A 14,966-nucleotide genomic window follows, 5' to 3' on the forward strand; every position below is an offset into this window, starting at 1 on the left:
TAGTACCGCTTCCGCTCCCTTGCCGTGGATCCTCGGGTCAAGCTCGAGGATGACGAGGATAGGGAAGTGCCAAGCTGCCTTGAGAGACTATACCAGAGGATCAGCCCTGCGACGGCTTCCAGTCAGCCGATGGAATGACGTTGATCATCCAGGGAACGCCAAATCTGTCGATGAGCGAGCCGAAACCAGGGGACCAGAAGGTCTCGCCGAACGGCATGACCGTCTTGCCTCCCTCAGATAATTGGTCGAACCAGCGCTGGGCCTCGGCCTTGTCTTCTGTGTGCAAGGTGACGTCGAAGCCGTTCTTGGGCTTATCAATGTTGGGAGCCCATTCGACATCCATGTCGGCACCCATCAGCGCCTGGTCGCCGACCTCAAGCCAGCAATGCATCAGCCAGGTCTTGTACTTCTCGTCGGTGATCGGCATGCCCGGAGGCGCATCGCCATAGGAAAAGGCCGCGGTGATCTTTCCGCCCAGGACCTCGGCATAGAACTCAAACGCCTCGCGGCATTGGCCCCGGAAACTCAAGCTGGTCACGATCTTCATGGTCGCCTCCTCCGTATGGTTGTCACGCCCTCGATGGCGCGGCGATCTCCTCCTGGCCCAAGGCCGCAAAAACCGTACTGACGATCCCTGCGCTGTCAAGCCCGGCGCGCTTGTACATCGCCTCCGGCTTGGCATGGTCGATATAGACATCGGGCAATGTCAGGGGTCTGACGCGCAAGCCGCCATCGAGCAGCCCGTCACGGGCGAGGAAATGCAGGACATGCGAGGCGAAGCCGCCGATGGCGCCCTCCTCTACCGTCACCAGCACCTCGTGCTCGCGCGCCAGACGGCGGATCAGATCCTCGTCGAGCGGTTTGGCGAAACGGGCATCGGCGATGGTCGTGGACAGACCAGCGGCATCCAGTTCCTCGGCGGCGGCGAGGCATTCCTGCAGCCGCGTGCCGAAGGAGAGGAGCGCGACCTTGGTGCCTTGCCTGACGATACGGCCCTTGCCGATCTCCAGCACTTCGCCACGCTCCGGCATTTCGACGCCAACGCCCTCGCCGCGCGGATAGCGGAAGGAGATCGGCCCTTCGTCATACTCCGCCGCCGTGCGCACCATATGGCGCAGCTCCGCCTCGTCGGAAGCGGCCATCACCACGAAACCGGGCAGTGCGGCGAGGAAGCCTGTGTCGAACGAGCCGGCATGGGTCGCGCCATCGGCGCCGACCAGCCCGGCGCGATCGATGGGGAAGCGCACGGGCAATTGCTGCAGCGACACGTCATGCACCACCTGGTCATAACCGCGCTGCAGGAAGGTGGAATAGATCGCGGCGAAGGGTTTCAGCCCCTCGGTCGCGAGTCCCGCGGCAAAGGTGACCGCGTGCTGCTCGGCGATGCCGACATCGAAGGTGCGGTCGGGAAAGACCTCGCCGAAGAGATCGAGCCCGGTGCCGCCCGGCATCGCCGCCGTAACCGCGACGATGCGCTCGTCATGACGCGCCTCCTCTATGAGGCTCGAGGCAAAAACCTTGGTATAGGCGGGCGCGTTGGCCGGAGCCTTGGCCTGCGCGCCTGTGATCACGTCGAACTTGTTGACGCCGTGATATTTGTCGGCGGCGGCTTCCGCCGGCGGATAGCCCTTGCCCTTCTGCGTCACGACATGGATCAGAACCGGGCCGTCCACCGTGTCGCGCACATTCTTAAGCACAGGCAGCAGGTGCTCAAGATTATGACCGTCGATGGGTCCGACATAATAGAAGCCCAGTTCCTCGAAAAGCGTGCCGCCGGTCCAGAAGCCGCGCGCATATTCCTCCGAAAGTCGCGCCTTTTCCTGCAGGAATTTCGGCAGGCGCTGGGTCAGCTGCTTCGCCGTCTCGCGCAGGGTTCGATAGGTGGGGCCGGAAACGAGGCGGGCGAGATAGGCGCTCATCGCGCCGGTCGGCGGCGCGATCGACATGTCATTGTCGTTCAGGATGACGACCAGCCGCGCATCGAGCGCGCCGGCATTGTTCATCGCCTCATACGCCATGCCCGCCGACATCGCGCCATCGCCGATGACCGAGATGACATTGCGCTTGGTATGGGTTAGCTCGCTCGCCACCGCCATACCGAGGCCGGCCGAAATCGAGGTCGAGGAATGCGCCGCGCCGAAGGGGTCATATTCGCTTTCGGAGCGCTTGGTGAAGCCGGAAAGCCCGCCCTCCTGCCTGAGCGTGCGGATGCGGTCGCGCCGCCCGGTCAGGATCTTGTGCGGGTAGGCCTGATGGCCGACATCCCAGATGATGCGGTCATGCGGCGTGTCGAAGACATGGTGCAGCGCGATGGTCAGCTCGACCACGCCGAGGCCGGCGCCCAGATGCCCGCCGGTGACCGAGACGGCGTCGATCAACTCGGCGCGCAGTTCGCTCGCCAGTTGCGGCAGATCGGTTTCAGGCAGCTTGCGCAAGTCCGCCGGCGTCGGCACGCGGTCCAAGAGCGGCGTCACGGGTCTCGTCGTCAATCCAGTCTCCTCATGATTGCCCGGAGGCGTAACGCAATCGCGGCAGCGCTGCAAGATGGAAGGGAATAGGGGAATAAGGGAGTAGGGGAATATGTTTTAGTGCCTACCTACTCCCCTATTCCCTTATTTCCCTACCCGGGCAGCGGAACGAACTCTTCCTCGTCGCCCGGCACGATATCGAAGCGGCCGGTGCGCCATTCCTCCTTCGCCTGCTCGATGCGTTCCTTCGAGGAGGAGACGAAGTTCCACCAGATATAGCGTTTCGATGAAAGCGCCGCGCCGCCGAACAGCATGATATGCGCGTCGCGCTCGGCCGACACGATGATCTCGTCGCCCTGGCGGAAAGCCAGAAGCCGGTCGGATGGAAAGGTCTCGCCCGATATCTCCACCGCGCCGTCCAGAATATAGATCGCACGCTCCTCGGCGGTGGCGGGGATGAGGAAACGTCCGCCTGATGCAATCTGGATATCGGCATAGAGCGTCTCGCTATATTGCGTCACCGGCGACCCTGCCCCGTGCGGCGCGCCGATGATGATGCGCGCCTCGAAATCCCGGTCGTGGATCACCGGCAGATCGGCCGACACCGTATGATCGAAGGCTGGCGCCATTTCCTCCAGCGCATCCGGCAGGGCAAGCCAGGTCTGCAGGCCGGATATGGAGAGCGGATTGCCGCGAAGCTCCTCCGGCGAGCGCTCGGAATGGACGATGCCGCGCCCCGCCGTCATCAGATTGAGGTCGCCCGGCGCGATCACCATTTCGGTGCCGAGGCTGTCGCGGTGACGTATCCTGCCGTCGAAGAGATAGGTGACCGTCGAAAGACCGATATGCGGATGCGGCTTCACGTCGACCGCCTCGCCCGGGCGCAACAGCGCCGGCCCCATGCGGTCGAAGAAGATGAAAGGCCCCACCAGCCGCCGCTTCGCAGTGGGCAGCGCGCGGCGCACTTCCAGCCCGCCGATATCGCTGGTGCGCGGGATGATCAGCGTCTCGATGGAATCGACCGCGCATGCATCGCCCGGCTCGGGGTCCTTGCCTGGAAAAAAGCTCATGGGTAATCCGCCATTTGAGAGAGACGCCATCGCGCCGCTGTAAGGCAATTTATAGAGAAATGCCGGGCGGACAAATAACAGAAACGTATACAGAGCGTTTCACATCTGGGACCAAGCAACACCCCTCTGCCCTACCAGGCAGAGGGGTGTGTTCATTGCAAACATCCCTGTCTCAGCCCTGGAACAGCTTGGAGATGTCCTGCTGGCTCGGGACCTGACCGTTCGCCGTCAGCTTGTCGACGACGCCGGGAAGCGCCTGGGAGAGCTGCGACAGGAGATCCTGCTCATTGAGGCCCGACTGCTGGGCCAGAGAGCTGACAGTCTGCGGACCAAGCGCGGTGCCAAGTTGCGACGGCTGGATCGGCGCATTCGGACCATTGCCGACCCAGGAGCTGACCTTGTCGCTATGCCCTGCATTGCTCAGCTTGTCGAGCAGGCCGCCCAGGCCGCCGCCCTGGCTTGAATCCTGAGCGCCCGACGCGGCGGGAGATGCCGAGCTCTGGCTGCCGCCGCTCAGCATCTTGCCGACCATAAGCGCGCCAAGAGCAATCATCAAAGGCTTCGCGAGGCTACCGCCCGGAACCGCCTGGCCCGAAGCATTATCAAACATACCCATCGGAACGTCTCCTTTTAAACCAATCTAAACCAAACACCCAATTCCCTGATGGATACTCACCCAGTAAGCAGTATTTGGCAAGCACATGTTCTTGCCAATCACGTTGCAGTATGAAAATATATTTAATGTGCTTCATAGGAGAGGATTCCCATGGGTTTTTTTAGCTGGATTCTACTTGGTCTGATTGCGGGTTTCATTGGTAGCAAGATTGTAAACAAGAGCGGTCAGGGCATGTTCCTCGACATTGCTCTGGGTATTTTCGGCGCGATAGTGGGGGGCCTGGTCTTCAGCCTCTTTGGCGCGACCGGCATTACCGGCTTCAACATATATAGCCTGATCGTCGCGGTGATCGGCTCGGTGGCCGTCCTTTGGATCTACCACGCCGTGACCGGACGGAGCAGCCTCGGATAATCGGAATCTCCCGATATCCCGGCATGCCTCTAAAGCCCTATGCGCTCGTCCCAGCGCATAGGGTTTTTTATAACTACCTGATTCTGCATGCCGAATTGCGACGACACTTATTTTGGAAGCAAGGGCTTGCGGAGGCGAGCGGATTATTTCAAGTAAAGCTTAAGTAAAACATCAGGCGGGGAACCGGCTATGCACATGATCGAAACCTATATCGCCGCCTATGGTTCGATCGCGCTTTTCTTCATCATCTACTTCGAATCCCTCGGTGCGCCGGTGCCGGGCGAAAGCGGGCTCATCGCCGCCTCGCTGCTGGCGCTGCATGGCGATCTCAATCTCACCCACATGCTGATCGCCGTCTTCTGCGGCGCGGTACTGGGCGACAGCACCGGATATCTCATCGGCCGATTCGGCGGAGCGCGGCTGCTCGAACGCTATGGCTATCTGGTGCGACTGACGCCGGAAAGGCTCGAGCGATTCGAGGATGTCTTCCGGCGCAAGGGTCTCTATATCGTCGCCAGCGCCCGCTTCGTCTCGATCCTGCGGCAGTTGAACGGCATCATCGCCGGTTCGATGCAGATGCCGTGGCCGCATTTTCTCGCCGCGAATGTGGTGGGAGCGGCCGCCTGGACGCTGGTCTGGGGTGCGGGGCCCTATTTCTTCACCGATTTCTTCCACCCGATCTATGAGCACATGAAGGCACAGGGGTGGAAATGGTGAATGGTGAATGGTGAATGGTGAATGGTGAATGGTGAATGGTGAATGGTGAGGAATAGCAGCGGGCAAGCAATCGCAATCCTGCTATTCACTATTTTACCATTCACCATTCACTATTTTCTACTCACCATCCAGCGGTTCGGCGCCGACCGGCTGGCCATCGCGGCCGAGCCTGATCTTCTCGACCTTGTCCTCGGCGGCCTTTAGCAGCGTGTCGCAGTGCTTCTTCAGCGCTTCGCCGCGCTCATAGATGCGGATCGACTGCTCGAGCGGCACATCGCCCCGCTCCAGATCCTCAACGATCCGTTCGAGCTGCTCCAGCGCCTGTTCGAAGCTCATCGCGGCGATGTCGGCATTGGCGTTATCGTCGGCCATGATTCATCCTTTCATCAGCCGCGTAATATGCCTTGCTGCCGATTGGGACAAGCCCTGAAGATCATATCCACCCTCAAGGATGCTGACGAGACGGTTGCCCGAGAAGCGCTCCGCCCTGTCCATCAGCTTGCCGGTCGCCCAGTCGAAATCGCTTTCGTCCAGATTGATCTCGGCCAGCGGATCGCGGTGATGCGCGTCGAAGCCCGCCGAGATGATGATCAGATCCGGACGGAAATCATCGAGCGCCGGCAGCACGCGGCTCGTGAAGGCCTCGCGGAACTCGCGGCTGCCGGTATTCGGCGATAGCGGCGCGTTGACGATATTGCCGACGCCGGTCTCGTCCTTGGCGCCGGTGCCGGGATAGAGCGGCATCTGATGCGTCGAACAATAGAGCACCGTCGGGTCGCTCTCAAAGATGTCCTGCGTCCCGTTGCCGTGGTGCACATCCCAATCGACGATGGCGACACGCTCCGCGCCATGTCTGGCTTTCGCATGGCGGGCGGCGATGGCGACATTGTTGAAGAGGCAGAAGCCCATGGCCCGGTCGCGCTCGGCATGATGGCCGGGCGGGCGCGAGGCGACGAAGACATTATCGGCCTCGCCCTTGAAAACTGTATCGACGGCGGCGGTGGCGCCACCGATGGCGGTGAGCGCGGCTTCCCAGCTCTTCGGGCTGACGACGGTGTCGCTGTCGACCCGCGTCAGAGGCTGCGGCGCTCCCCTTTCACGGTCTTCCTCGTCGATCTCCTCGGGAATGGCCGCCCGGATACGCTCGGCATAGCTTTCGGGATGCGCATGGAGGATCGCCTCCTCCTCGCCCATCGGCGCTTCCACGCGATCGAGACTATAGAACTCATCGCCCTCCAGGACGCTGTGCAGCGCGCGCAGGCGATCCGGCCGCTCGGGATGGCCGGGCGGGGTGAGATGCTGGAGATAGATCGGATGCCAATAGAGCCGTGTTGTCATGGAAAACATCTTAGGGCGGTTCATACCTTGAGGGAATTGCCTTGATCCGATTTTTGACCGTTCTCACGGTGGAAAGGTCGAGGCATGGCAACCTATGACAAGCACTTGGATGACGACGGGTTTTGCTGTTGCGGCCAAGCTCCGACGTCTCCGCCCCCGCGAGTGGTTATCGGTATAGGGAAAGCATCTTCACCCCGTCATTCCTGCGCTTGTCACAGGTTGCCATGCCTCTACGATGCAACCTCCGCAGCACAAAAAACAAAGCTGCCATTTTCAGGCAATGGCATTGGCCGCGGATTTCAACCCTTCTTGACGCGCACTCAATCGAGCATCCCCTTCAAGGCTGCTGAAGCAGGCCCCACCGAAATGGTGATAGCGCGCGTTCCCGCAAGCATTTCCTTCCACGGCCTGTGTACCCATCGCGCGCCTTTCTCATACGCTGCGTATATTATTTGACATACGGTGCGTATGAGTTTATTTATTTCTCATACGTCGCGTATGTAATTTCCATTACCCCGTGATTCCAGGAGTGTTCCATGCCCAATCCCTATCGCGAGATCTTCAAGGCGCCGGGCGCCAAAGGCTTCGCCGCGGCTGCGTTCTTCGCCCGGCTGCCCATCGCCATGGCGCCGATCGGCATCGTCGCCATGCTGTCGCAGGCTTACGGCGAATACTGGCTGGCCGGCGCCGTCTCGGCGACTTTCGCGCTGACAAATGCAGTCGTCGCGCCGCAAATCTCCAGGGCGGTCGACCGCATCGGCCAGGCGAAGGTATTGGCGCCGGCAACGATTATCTCCGTCGCGGCCTTCCTCGTGCTCCTCGCCGCCACAAATCAGCGCTGGCCGACATGGACGCTCTTCGCATCGGCATTTTTCGCAGCGGCGATGCCAAGCATTCCCGCGATGGTGCGTGCGCGCTGGACGGAGATCTTCCGCGATCGCCCCGAGCTCAACACAGCCTTCGCCTTTGAATCGGCGGCGGATGAACTCGTCTATATCGCGGGGGCCTCCCTATCGGTGGGCCTGAGCGTCTCGCTCTTTCCCGAAGCCGGAATGCTGGTCAGCACACTGCTTCTTGCCTTTGGCTCCATTGCCTTCATCCTGCAGCGTTCGACGGAGCCAAAAATCCGGCCGATGGAGCACGGCGCGCAGGGCTCGGCCATCCGGCAACGCCCGGTGCAGATCATCACCTTCGTCCTCATCTTCATCGGCGCGACCTTCGCGACGGCCGAAGTCAGCACCGTCGCGATCACCAAGGCGCTGGGCCATCCTGACACCGCGAGCCTGGTCATCGGCGTCTATGCCGCCGGATCCTTTATCGTCGGCCTGATCGTCGGCGCGCTGAACCTCACCATGCCGCTGCAACGGCAGCTCGCAATCGCGGTCAGCGTTATCGCGCTGACGACGCTGCCATTATTGATGGTGACCACGGTGCCGATGCTGGCGCTCGCCATCTTCGTCAGCGGCGTGGCGATCTCGCCCACCTTCATCACCGCCTTCGGCCTGATCGAGCGGCGGGTGCCGGAAGCCATGCTGACGGAAGGTGTCACCTGGGTGATGACCGGCATCGGCATCGGCATGGCGCTCGGCTCGTTTGTCACCGGCTGGGTGGTCGACACGTTCGGCGCGCATAACGGCTTCTGGGTATCGGTGGCGGCCGGAACAATCTCCCTCGTGACGGTGCTGCTCGGGCAGAGGGCGCTTGGCGGCGAGAGGAGCCGGATGCCGGCGGTGCCGCAGCCGGCGGAGTGATGGGGAAGTGCGGCAAACGCCGGCGGGACAGCGCGCCCCTTCTGTCCTGCCGGACATCTCCCCCGCAAGGAGGGAGATTGGCCTGCATCGAGGGCGGAGTTTTATTCTGCGTCGCTGGTGATTGGCGAAAGCGAAACTGATAGCTAATCTCCCCCCTTGCGGGGGAGATGGGCGGCAGCCCAAAGGGGGGCGCTTGGCGATTCCGCCAAACCGTAGTCGTTTTAAAGTATCTCCGTCTTGACGATGTCGATCCCAAAGCCTTCCAGCCCGACATAATGGCGCTCGCGCGAGGACAGGAGGCGGATGGAGGTGATGCCCAGATCCTTCAGGATCTGCGCGCCGAGGCCGATCTGCCGCCATTCCTCCTCACGGGCGCGGGCTTCGGCGTGGCGTTCCCCTTCGCCGCCGATGGTGTCGCGGGCGCGGGATTCGCTCTCGCCCTGGCGGACACCCACCGACCCCTCGCGCAGATAGACGAGAACACCGCGCTTCGCCCCCGCCATGCGCTTCAGGATCGCGTCAACGCTGTGGCTTGTGCCGAACACATCGGCGAGCACATCCTCACGCTGCAGGCGGACGGGCACGTCCTCGCCGTCGCGGATATCGCCGAAGACCACGGCGACATGCTGCATCGGCTCCCAGGGAAGCTGATAGGTATAGGCCCTGGCCGGACCGGCGAGAGTTTCGATCGCGACTTCCCCCACCCGTTCGATCAGCGTCTCCTTGCGCTGGCGATAGGCGATTAGATCGGCGACCGTCACCTTGTGGAGCCCGTGCTTGCCGGCGAAATCGGCAACCTGCGGCCCGCGCATGACGGAGCCGTCATCATTGACCAGCTCGCAGATGACGCCGACCGGCGGCAGGCCGGCGAGCTTGCAGAGATCGACGGCGGCCTCGGTATGGCCGGAGCGCATCAGCACGCCGCCCTCGCGGGCAACCAGCGGGAAGATATGGCCGGGCCGGACGAAATCGGACGCGCCGGCATTGGGATTGGCGAGGTTGCGCACCGTCAGCGTGCGGTCATCGGCGGAAATGCCCGTCGTGGTGCCGTGCTTGTAATCGACCGTGACGGTGAAGGCGGTCGAATGCGGCGCGTCGTTCTCGGCGACCATCGGCGCCAGATTGAGGCGCCTGGCTTCCTCGCGCGGCATGGGAGTGCAGACGATGCCCGAGGTATGACGGACGATGAAGGCCATCTTCTCCGGTGTGCAATGCACCGCCGCGACGATCAGATCGCCTTCGTTCTCGCGGCCGTCATCATCCATGACGACAACAATCTCGCCGCGCTCGAAAGCGCGTATCGCATCGACGACCTGTTTCTGGTTGTAGCTCATGGGGACCCCTTAAATACGGCCCGTCTGGCCGCGATGTCTCAGATAATGGTCGGCGATGGCGCAGGCGACCATCGCCTCGCCGATCGGAACGGCGCGGATGCCGACGCAAGGGTCATGGCGGCCTCTGGTCATGACATCGACCTCCTTGCCGTTGGCGTCGATCGAGCGGCGCGGTGTCAGGATCGACGAGGTCGGCTTGACGGCGAAACGGGCGATAACGGGCGCGCCCGTGGCGATGCCGCCCAGGATGCCGCCGGCATTATTGGAGAGGAATATCGGCTTGCCGTCATTGCCCATGCGCATCTCGTCGGCATTCTCCTCGCCGGTCAGGCGCGCGGCCTCGAAGCCATTGCCGATCTCGACGCCCTTGACGGCGTTGACCGACATCAGATTGCTGGCGATGTCCTGGTCGAGCTTGGCATATATGGGTGCGCCGAGCCCCGCCGGCACGCCTTCGGCGACGATCTCGAGGATCGCGCCCACGGACGAGCCCGCCTTGCGCAGGCCGTCGAGATAGGCGGCGAAGGTTTCGACCGAGCCGGCATCGGGGGTGAAGAACGGGTTGTTGCCGACCTCGTTCCAGTCCCAGCGCGAACGGTCGATATCGTGAATGCCCATGGAAACGAGCGCGCCGCGAACGACCAGGCCCGGCACCACCTTGCGGGCAATGGCACCGGCGGCGACCCGTGCCGCCGTCTCGCGCGCCGAGGAGCGCCCGCCGCCGCGATAATCGCGGATGCCGTATTTGACGTCGTAGGTGTAATCGGCGTGGCCTGGGCGATATTGCCGGGCGATATCGCCATAATCCTTGGAGCGCTGGTCGGTGTTCTCGATCATCATGGAGATCGGCGTACCGGTGGAGACCATCGTCACGCCGTCGTCTTCAAGCAATACGCCGGAAAGGACACGCACCTGGTCCGGCTCGCGGCGCTGTGTGGTGTATTTCGACTGGCCGGGCTTACGCTTGTCGAGATAGGCTTGGATTTCGGCCTCGCTGAAGCGGATGCCGGGCGGGCAGCCGTCAACGACGCAGCCCAGCGCCAAGCCATGGCTCTCGCCCCACGTGGTGACGCGAAACAGGTGGCCGAACGTATTGTGGGACATGGCAAAATCCGGAAACGAGGATAGGATCGCTCAAGCAATCGGTAGAGACAATGCGGGGTTTTATTGAGGTTTTGAGCGCCGGTCAAATATGTGGCCGCACCGGCTGAAAAATTTCGCCGGTTCGGCCTTTTCCAGTAATTCTTTTGACACAATCAGGCGGATATTCTTTGCTCGCTTCACTTGCAATGCTCCCATCGGGAAAGGCATTCGTCATGCGCATTCTCATCACCCTGCTCTTCGTTCTGGGATCCCTTTTCTCGACCGTCGCCATGGCGGACGACGCGGAAGGCAAGATCGTCTCCATCGATGAGGACAGCGATACGATCACGCTCGACGACGGCAAGGCCTACAAGCTGCCGGGCGAATTCGACTACAGCGCCATCAATGAAGGCATGAAGGTGATGCTCTCCTACGACGTGGTGGACCAGGACCGGTTCATCACCAATATCGAGGAAGCGGAAGACGCGGAGTAGGCGGTCCGCCCTCGCCGCCAGGCCCAGCCCGTTCACCTGAAGATGGAACCGTTGGCGCTTCCATTTTTATGAAGTGTCTTCGAGCATGATGGCGAAACTGCACGGCGGTTTCCGTTGGGACTGCTCCGGAACATCGCCACTCCACCAGCGGCCGGCCATCAAGGCCATAGCTACCCAAAGCCCCCCCGATTCCATCAAAACAGAAACCGCTCCAAGCCGTCGTGACGATTTAAACCCAGATCAGCTTGCCGTTCTCAAGCCGCAGCAGGCGATCCTGCGGAATGGAAAGGTTGGCTGCTTCATGGCCGTTCATCTTCTCGATGAGATAGAACAGCGTGCGCATGCAGCCGCCATGGGTGACACAGACCGTCGGCCGGTCCACGCTCTCCAGCCACGCCCCGATACGCCTTGACAGGATCATGTAGCTTTCCGCCGTGTTGCCCGGTGGAACGAAATTCCATTTGTCGCGGGCGCGCGCCTCGACGAGATCGCGTCGCACCGCGGCAACGTCCTCAATCATATAGCCCTGCCAATCGCCGAAATTGACTTCCATCAGCCGCGGATCGGTGCGGTAGACATGGGGGTCGAGCCCCATGCGGGCCCGGATACGCTCCATCGTCTCGCGCGTGCGCTTGAGCGGGCTTGCGACAAAATCGAAGCCTGTGCCCTCGCCGATCAGCGATTTCAGCATGTCGCCATTGCGATCAGCCTGGGCGCGGCCACGGGGGTTTATATCGGTATCGACCTGACCCTGGATGCGCTGCGACGCGTTCCAGTCCGTCTCGCCGTGACGCGAGAAGTAGATGATTTCCCGTATCACTGCGAGATTGCTCCGTTACTCCTTGACCACGGAGATGTCCGGCGCGTCCACGGCCTTCATGCCGACCACGTGATAACCGGAATCGGCGTGATGCACCTCACCGGTCACCGAGCGCGAAAGATCGGAAAGGAAGTAGAGGCCGACATCGCCAACTTCCTCGATCGTCACGGTACGGCGCAGCGGCGCGTTATATTCGTTCCACTTCAGGATGTAACGGAAATCGCCGATGCCGGAGGCGGCAAGGGTCTTGATCGGGCCGGCGGAAATAGCATTGACGCGGATATTCTCAGGCCCGAGGTCCACGGCCAGATATTTGACGCTCGCCTCGAGCGCCGCCTTGGCAACGCCCATGACGTTATAATTCGGCATCACCTTCTCGGCGCCGTAATAGGTCAGCGTCAGAATGGAGCCGCCGTCGGTCATCAGCTTTTCGGCGCGCTTGGCGATGGCCGTCAGCGAATAGACCGAAATCAGCATGGTCTTGGAGAAATTGGCTTCCGACGTATCGACATAACGGCCGGTAAGCTCGTCCTTGTCGGAGAAGCCGATGGCATGGACGATGAAATCGAGCTTGCCCCATTTCTTCTCCAGGGCATCGAAAACGGCGTCTATGCTGGCGGCATCGGCGACATCGCAATGGCCGCAGATAAAAGCGCCCAGTTCCTCGGCGAGCGGTTCCACGCGCTTCTTCAGCGCATCGCCCTGATAGGTGAAGGCAAGCTCGGCGCCGGCCTCATGCGCGGCCTTGGCGATGCCCCAGGCGATGGAACGGTTGTTCGCGACACCAAGGATCAGGCCACGTTTTCCCTGCAACAAACCAGATTTGGCGGTCATTACCCGACCCTCGTCAAAATTGTATTGGCAATAGTGCCCTATTGCACAGGCTCGCCCGGGCTTCAAGCAAGAGCGATGAAAAAGACGGGAATTATCAAAAACTTGATGGGAGCAGGCCAAGAGGCCTGAGCTTTTCAGGTAAAAAGCATCCTCCTCTCTTGCGTTTTCTAGAATCTGTCGGAACTCAACTGAAACGCAGACAAGAGAAAGCGCATAATCCTGCCGTCATTCTCGGGCCTGTCCCGAGAATCTGCCATAGGAGAGAGATAAGCGATTACCGTCCCGACAGATTAAGCTGTGGTAGATTCTCGGGACAGGCCCGAGAATGACGGCGAGAGGGGCGCTGTTTCAAGCCAGTTCCGACAAACTCCAGAATTTTGCAAGAGAGGGACCACTACTCACAAACCCAATATGTCCTACCCCGCGCGCTGCCGCAGGAAGGCCTCCAGCTCGGGATCGCCGCCTTCGGGCAGCATGACGCGGACATGGACGAAGAGATCGGCGCGGTCGCCGGCCTTCATCGGTAATCCCTTGCCTTTCAACCGCAGGACGCGGTCGGAACTGGACCAGGGCGGAACCTTGACCGCGATGCGGCCGTCGAGCGTCTCCACCTCGATGCGGGCGCCCAGAACGGCATCGGAGAGCGAGACCGGCAGATCGAGATGCACGTCGCGGCCCTCCAGCTTGAAGCGCGGATGACGCCCGAAACGAATCGTTACTAGGGCATCGCCCGGCGTGCCGCCGAGCATCGCCTCTCCCTGCCCTTTCAGCCGGATCGTCTGGCCGTCCTCGACATATTTCGGCAGCTTGATCGACAGCCGCTTGCCATTGGGGAAGATCGCCTCGACCTTCTCCGCGCCCGCCGCCTGTTCGAGCGTGATCTCGATGGAGGCCATGAGATCGGCGCCCTTGGCCTGCTGCCTGCCGCGAGGCCTCGCGCCCGCGGCACCGCCGCCAAAGGCGCCGCCGAAGAGATCGTTCAGAATGTCTTCCGCACCCCCACCGGAGAAGCCGCCCGGGCCGGTGCGGAACTCGAAGCCGCCGCCCCTGCCGCCGGCGCCGGCCCTGCGGGCGAACTCCGCGAAAGGATCGCCGCCGGCCGCACCCGCGCCGGCTCCGGGATGGAAGCCCTGGAACGTAGGCTTGCCCTCGGCATCGATCTCGCCGCGGTCGAACTGCCCCCGACGCTCCTTGTCGCTGAGGATGTCGTAAGCCTGGGTCGCCTCGGAAAAGCGCTCCTGCGCCTTCGGATCATCCGGATTCTGGTCGGGATGATATTTCTTGGCGAGCTTGCGGTACGCCGATTTTATCTCTTCGGGCTTCGCCGTCTTGGCGACGCCCAGCACGCTATAGGGATCGCGCATCTTGTTCCTCTTCGCGGAAGAAAATTCTTAGAAATCGCCTCTCATATGCGCATTTCCCGGCGAAACTTCCAGATTTGCCGTTGAAAATCCGGCGCTTATCAATTTGATCGCATAATCTGGTCCGAAAGTCTGCAACTTCCCGGGATCATGCTTTAGAGCGGCGCAAAGGATCTGAGCATCCACGCGCCGTCCTTTTCCAGGCAGGTTTCGCCGCGATAGAGCGATACGCCGTCGAACGCCTCGCGCGAGGTCTGGAACCGGCGGCAAAGCCCGGTGTCGGTCTTCGTCTCGGCCACGGTGGTGATGGTGCCCTGGCTGCCTGTCTCGGGATTGGCCCAGGGGATGGGCGTCTCGCCCCATTTGGTGAAATCGAGCGCCGATACGATGTTGCGGATCGTCACCTGATCGGACAGCTTGCCCTCGTCGATCTCGCCCTGTTGCGCGGCCGGAACAGACCCGGTAATGGTCGTGGAGTCGGGAACGGCCTTCTCGATGCTGAACCCTTTCATGGCACAGCCGGCGAGCGCGCACAGCGCGAGAACCACAGCCAGGCGACCGCATGTTCTGGTCTTATGATTTTTCGGAATCATGCTCATGAGGGAAACGGCAGCGCGGCCGGTTGCGGACAGGTTCGCGAGGCGCGCATTTTCGGATGCCAATGCCTTT

Annotated in this window: 16 protein-coding genes; 4 read left to right on the forward strand and 12 right to left on the reverse strand. The window is 61.7% G+C overall.

What is annotated here, in order from left to right; translation table 11 throughout:
* Positions 1 to 100: 100 nt before the first annotated feature.
* The 4 genes from ATN84_RS00830 to ATN84_RS00845 form a co-directional block, all read right to left on the reverse strand.
* Positions 101 to 547, reverse strand: coding sequence for a VOC family protein (locus tag ATN84_RS00830; RefSeq protein WP_068879652.1), 447 nt, complete (start codon positions 545 to 547; stop codon positions 101 to 103).
* A gap of 22 nt (positions 548 to 569) precedes the next feature.
* On the reverse strand, positions 570 to 2,489 hold the full coding sequence (gene dxs, locus ATN84_RS00835) for a 1-deoxy-D-xylulose-5-phosphate synthase (RefSeq protein ID WP_068879653.1): 1,920 nt from the start codon (positions 2,487 to 2,489) through the stop codon (positions 570 to 572).
* A gap of 131 nt (positions 2,490 to 2,620) precedes the next feature.
* A complete protein-coding gene (locus tag ATN84_RS00840) occupies positions 2,621 to 3,538 on the reverse strand; it encodes a pirin family protein (protein ID WP_068879654.1) in 918 nt (305 codons plus the stop codon).
* A gap of 172 nt (positions 3,539 to 3,710) precedes the next feature.
* Positions 3,711 to 4,154, reverse strand: coding sequence for a YidB family protein (locus tag ATN84_RS00845; RefSeq protein WP_068879655.1), 444 nt, complete (start codon positions 4,152 to 4,154; stop codon positions 3,711 to 3,713).
* Between the two features lie 150 nt (positions 4,155 to 4,304).
* Between ATN84_RS00845 and ATN84_RS00850 the strand changes: the two genes are divergently transcribed.
* Together ATN84_RS00850 and ATN84_RS00855 are read left to right on the forward strand one after the other, a co-directional pair.
* Positions 4,305 to 4,565, forward strand: coding sequence for a GlsB/YeaQ/YmgE family stress response membrane protein (locus ATN84_RS00850; RefSeq protein WP_068879656.1), 261 nt, complete (start codon positions 4,305 to 4,307; stop codon positions 4,563 to 4,565).
* A 189-nt stretch (positions 4,566 to 4,754) separates the two neighbouring features.
* Positions 4,755 to 5,282 (forward strand): DedA family protein, encoded by a 528-nt coding sequence (locus ATN84_RS00855; RefSeq protein ID WP_068879657.1) that lies wholly within the window; start codon positions 4,755 to 4,757, stop codon positions 5,280 to 5,282.
* Between the two features lie 117 nt (positions 5,283 to 5,399).
* On the opposite strand, the gene ATN84_RS00860 is transcribed toward ATN84_RS00855, so the two are convergent.
* Both ATN84_RS00860 and ATN84_RS00865 read right to left on the reverse strand, forming a co-directional pair.
* Positions 5,400 to 5,654, reverse strand: coding sequence for an exodeoxyribonuclease VII small subunit (locus ATN84_RS00860; protein ID WP_068879658.1), 255 nt, complete (start codon positions 5,652 to 5,654; stop codon positions 5,400 to 5,402).
* A gap of 3 nt (positions 5,655 to 5,657) precedes the next feature.
* The gene (locus tag ATN84_RS00865; protein ID WP_068880801.1) at positions 5,658 to 6,620 is read right to left on the reverse strand and encodes a histone deacetylase family protein; all 963 of its coding nucleotides are present in this window, start codon (positions 6,618 to 6,620) and stop codon (positions 5,658 to 5,660) included.
* 536 nt (positions 6,621 to 7,156) lie between these two features.
* Between ATN84_RS00865 and ATN84_RS00870 the strand changes: the two genes are divergently transcribed.
* Entirely contained in the window at positions 7,157 to 8,371 is a 1,215-nt protein-coding gene (locus ATN84_RS00870; RefSeq protein WP_068879659.1) for an MFS transporter, read from the forward strand.
* Positions 8,372 to 8,592: 221 nt separating this feature from the next.
* Here ATN84_RS00870 and ribB read toward each other — a convergent pair whose 3' ends face one another.
* Positions 8,593 to 9,705: a 3,4-dihydroxy-2-butanone-4-phosphate synthase gene (ribB, locus tag ATN84_RS00875; protein ID WP_068879660.1), complete on the reverse strand. Its 1,113-nt coding sequence runs from the start codon at positions 9,703 to 9,705 to the stop codon at positions 8,593 to 8,595.
* Between the two features lie 9 nt (positions 9,706 to 9,714).
* Positions 9,715 to 10,809: a chorismate synthase gene (aroC, locus tag ATN84_RS00880; RefSeq protein ID WP_068879661.1), complete on the reverse strand. Its 1,095-nt coding sequence runs from the start codon at positions 10,807 to 10,809 to the stop codon at positions 9,715 to 9,717.
* Positions 10,810 to 11,021: 212 nt separating this feature from the next.
* Between aroC and ATN84_RS00885 the strand changes: the two genes are divergently transcribed.
* Positions 11,022 to 11,282, forward strand: a complete 261-nt coding sequence (locus ATN84_RS00885; protein ID WP_068880802.1) for a DUF1344 domain-containing protein — start codon at positions 11,022 to 11,024, stop codon at positions 11,280 to 11,282.
* Between the two features lie 229 nt (positions 11,283 to 11,511).
* On the opposite strand, the gene ATN84_RS00890 is transcribed toward ATN84_RS00885, so the two are convergent.
* The 4 genes from ATN84_RS00890 to ATN84_RS00905 form a co-directional block, all read right to left on the reverse strand.
* Positions 11,512 to 12,102 carry a histidine phosphatase family protein gene (locus tag ATN84_RS00890; RefSeq protein ID WP_068879662.1) on the reverse strand — a complete coding sequence of 197 codons (591 nt, stop codon included), beginning with the start codon at positions 12,100 to 12,102 and terminating at the stop codon, positions 11,512 to 11,514.
* Between the two features lie 15 nt (positions 12,103 to 12,117).
* Positions 12,118 to 12,936, reverse strand: coding sequence for an enoyl-ACP reductase FabI (gene fabI / locus ATN84_RS00895; protein ID WP_068879663.1), 819 nt, complete (start codon positions 12,934 to 12,936; stop codon positions 12,118 to 12,120).
* A gap of 416 nt (positions 12,937 to 13,352) precedes the next feature.
* Entirely contained in the window at positions 13,353 to 14,300 is a 948-nt protein-coding gene (locus ATN84_RS00900) for a DnaJ C-terminal domain-containing protein (protein WP_068879664.1), read from the reverse strand.
* 152 nt (positions 14,301 to 14,452) lie between these two features.
* Positions 14,453 to 14,896, reverse strand: a complete 444-nt coding sequence (locus tag ATN84_RS00905; protein ID WP_425287371.1) for an RT0821/Lpp0805 family surface protein — start codon at positions 14,894 to 14,896, stop codon at positions 14,453 to 14,455.
* Positions 14,897 to 14,966 lie beyond the last annotated feature (70 nt).

Origin of the sequence: Paramesorhizobium deserti (genome assembly GCF_001558695.1) — a bacterium.
GTDB classification, from domain to species: domain Bacteria; phylum Pseudomonadota; class Alphaproteobacteria; order Rhizobiales; family Rhizobiaceae; genus Paramesorhizobium; species Paramesorhizobium deserti.

Coding starts and splice junctions, on each gene's coding strand:
- ATN84_RS00905 (WP_425287371.1), bottom strand. CDS start 14,896: ATGAGCATGATTCCGAAAAATCATAAGACCAGAACATGCGGTCGCCTG.
- ATN84_RS00900 (WP_068879664.1), bottom strand. CDS start 14,300: ATGCGCGATCCCTATAGCGTGCTGGGCGTCGCCAAGACGGCGAAGCCC.
- ribB (WP_068879660.1), bottom strand. CDS start 9,705: ATGAGCTACAACCAGAAACAGGTCGTCGATGCGATACGCGCTTTCGAG.
- ATN84_RS00870 (WP_068879659.1), top strand. CDS start 7,157: ATGCCCAATCCCTATCGCGAGATCTTCAAGGCGCCGGGCGCCAAAGGC.
- aroC (WP_068879661.1), bottom strand. CDS start 10,809: ATGTCCCACAATACGTTCGGCCACCTGTTTCGCGTCACCACGTGGGGC.
- ATN84_RS00830 (WP_068879652.1), bottom strand. CDS start 547: ATGAAGATCGTGACCAGCTTGAGTTTCCGGGGCCAATGCCGCGAGGCG.
- ATN84_RS00850 (WP_068879656.1), top strand. CDS start 4,305: ATGGGTTTTTTTAGCTGGATTCTACTTGGTCTGATTGCGGGTTTCATT.
- ATN84_RS00860 (WP_068879658.1), bottom strand. CDS start 5,654: ATGGCCGACGATAACGCCAATGCCGACATCGCCGCGATGAGCTTCGAA.
- ATN84_RS00840 (WP_068879654.1), bottom strand. CDS start 3,538: ATGAGCTTTTTTCCAGGCAAGGACCCCGAGCCGGGCGATGCATGCGCG.
- ATN84_RS00865 (WP_068880801.1), bottom strand. CDS start 6,620: ATGACAACACGGCTCTATTGGCATCCGATCTATCTCCAGCATCTCACC.
- ATN84_RS00855 (WP_068879657.1), top strand. CDS start 4,755: ATGCACATGATCGAAACCTATATCGCCGCCTATGGTTCGATCGCGCTT.
- ATN84_RS00845 (WP_068879655.1), bottom strand. CDS start 4,154: ATGGGTATGTTTGATAATGCTTCGGGCCAGGCGGTTCCGGGCGGTAGC.
- fabI (WP_068879663.1), bottom strand. CDS start 12,936: ATGACCGCCAAATCTGGTTTGTTGCAGGGAAAACGTGGCCTGATCCTT.
- ATN84_RS00885 (WP_068880802.1), top strand. CDS start 11,022: ATGCGCATTCTCATCACCCTGCTCTTCGTTCTGGGATCCCTTTTCTCG.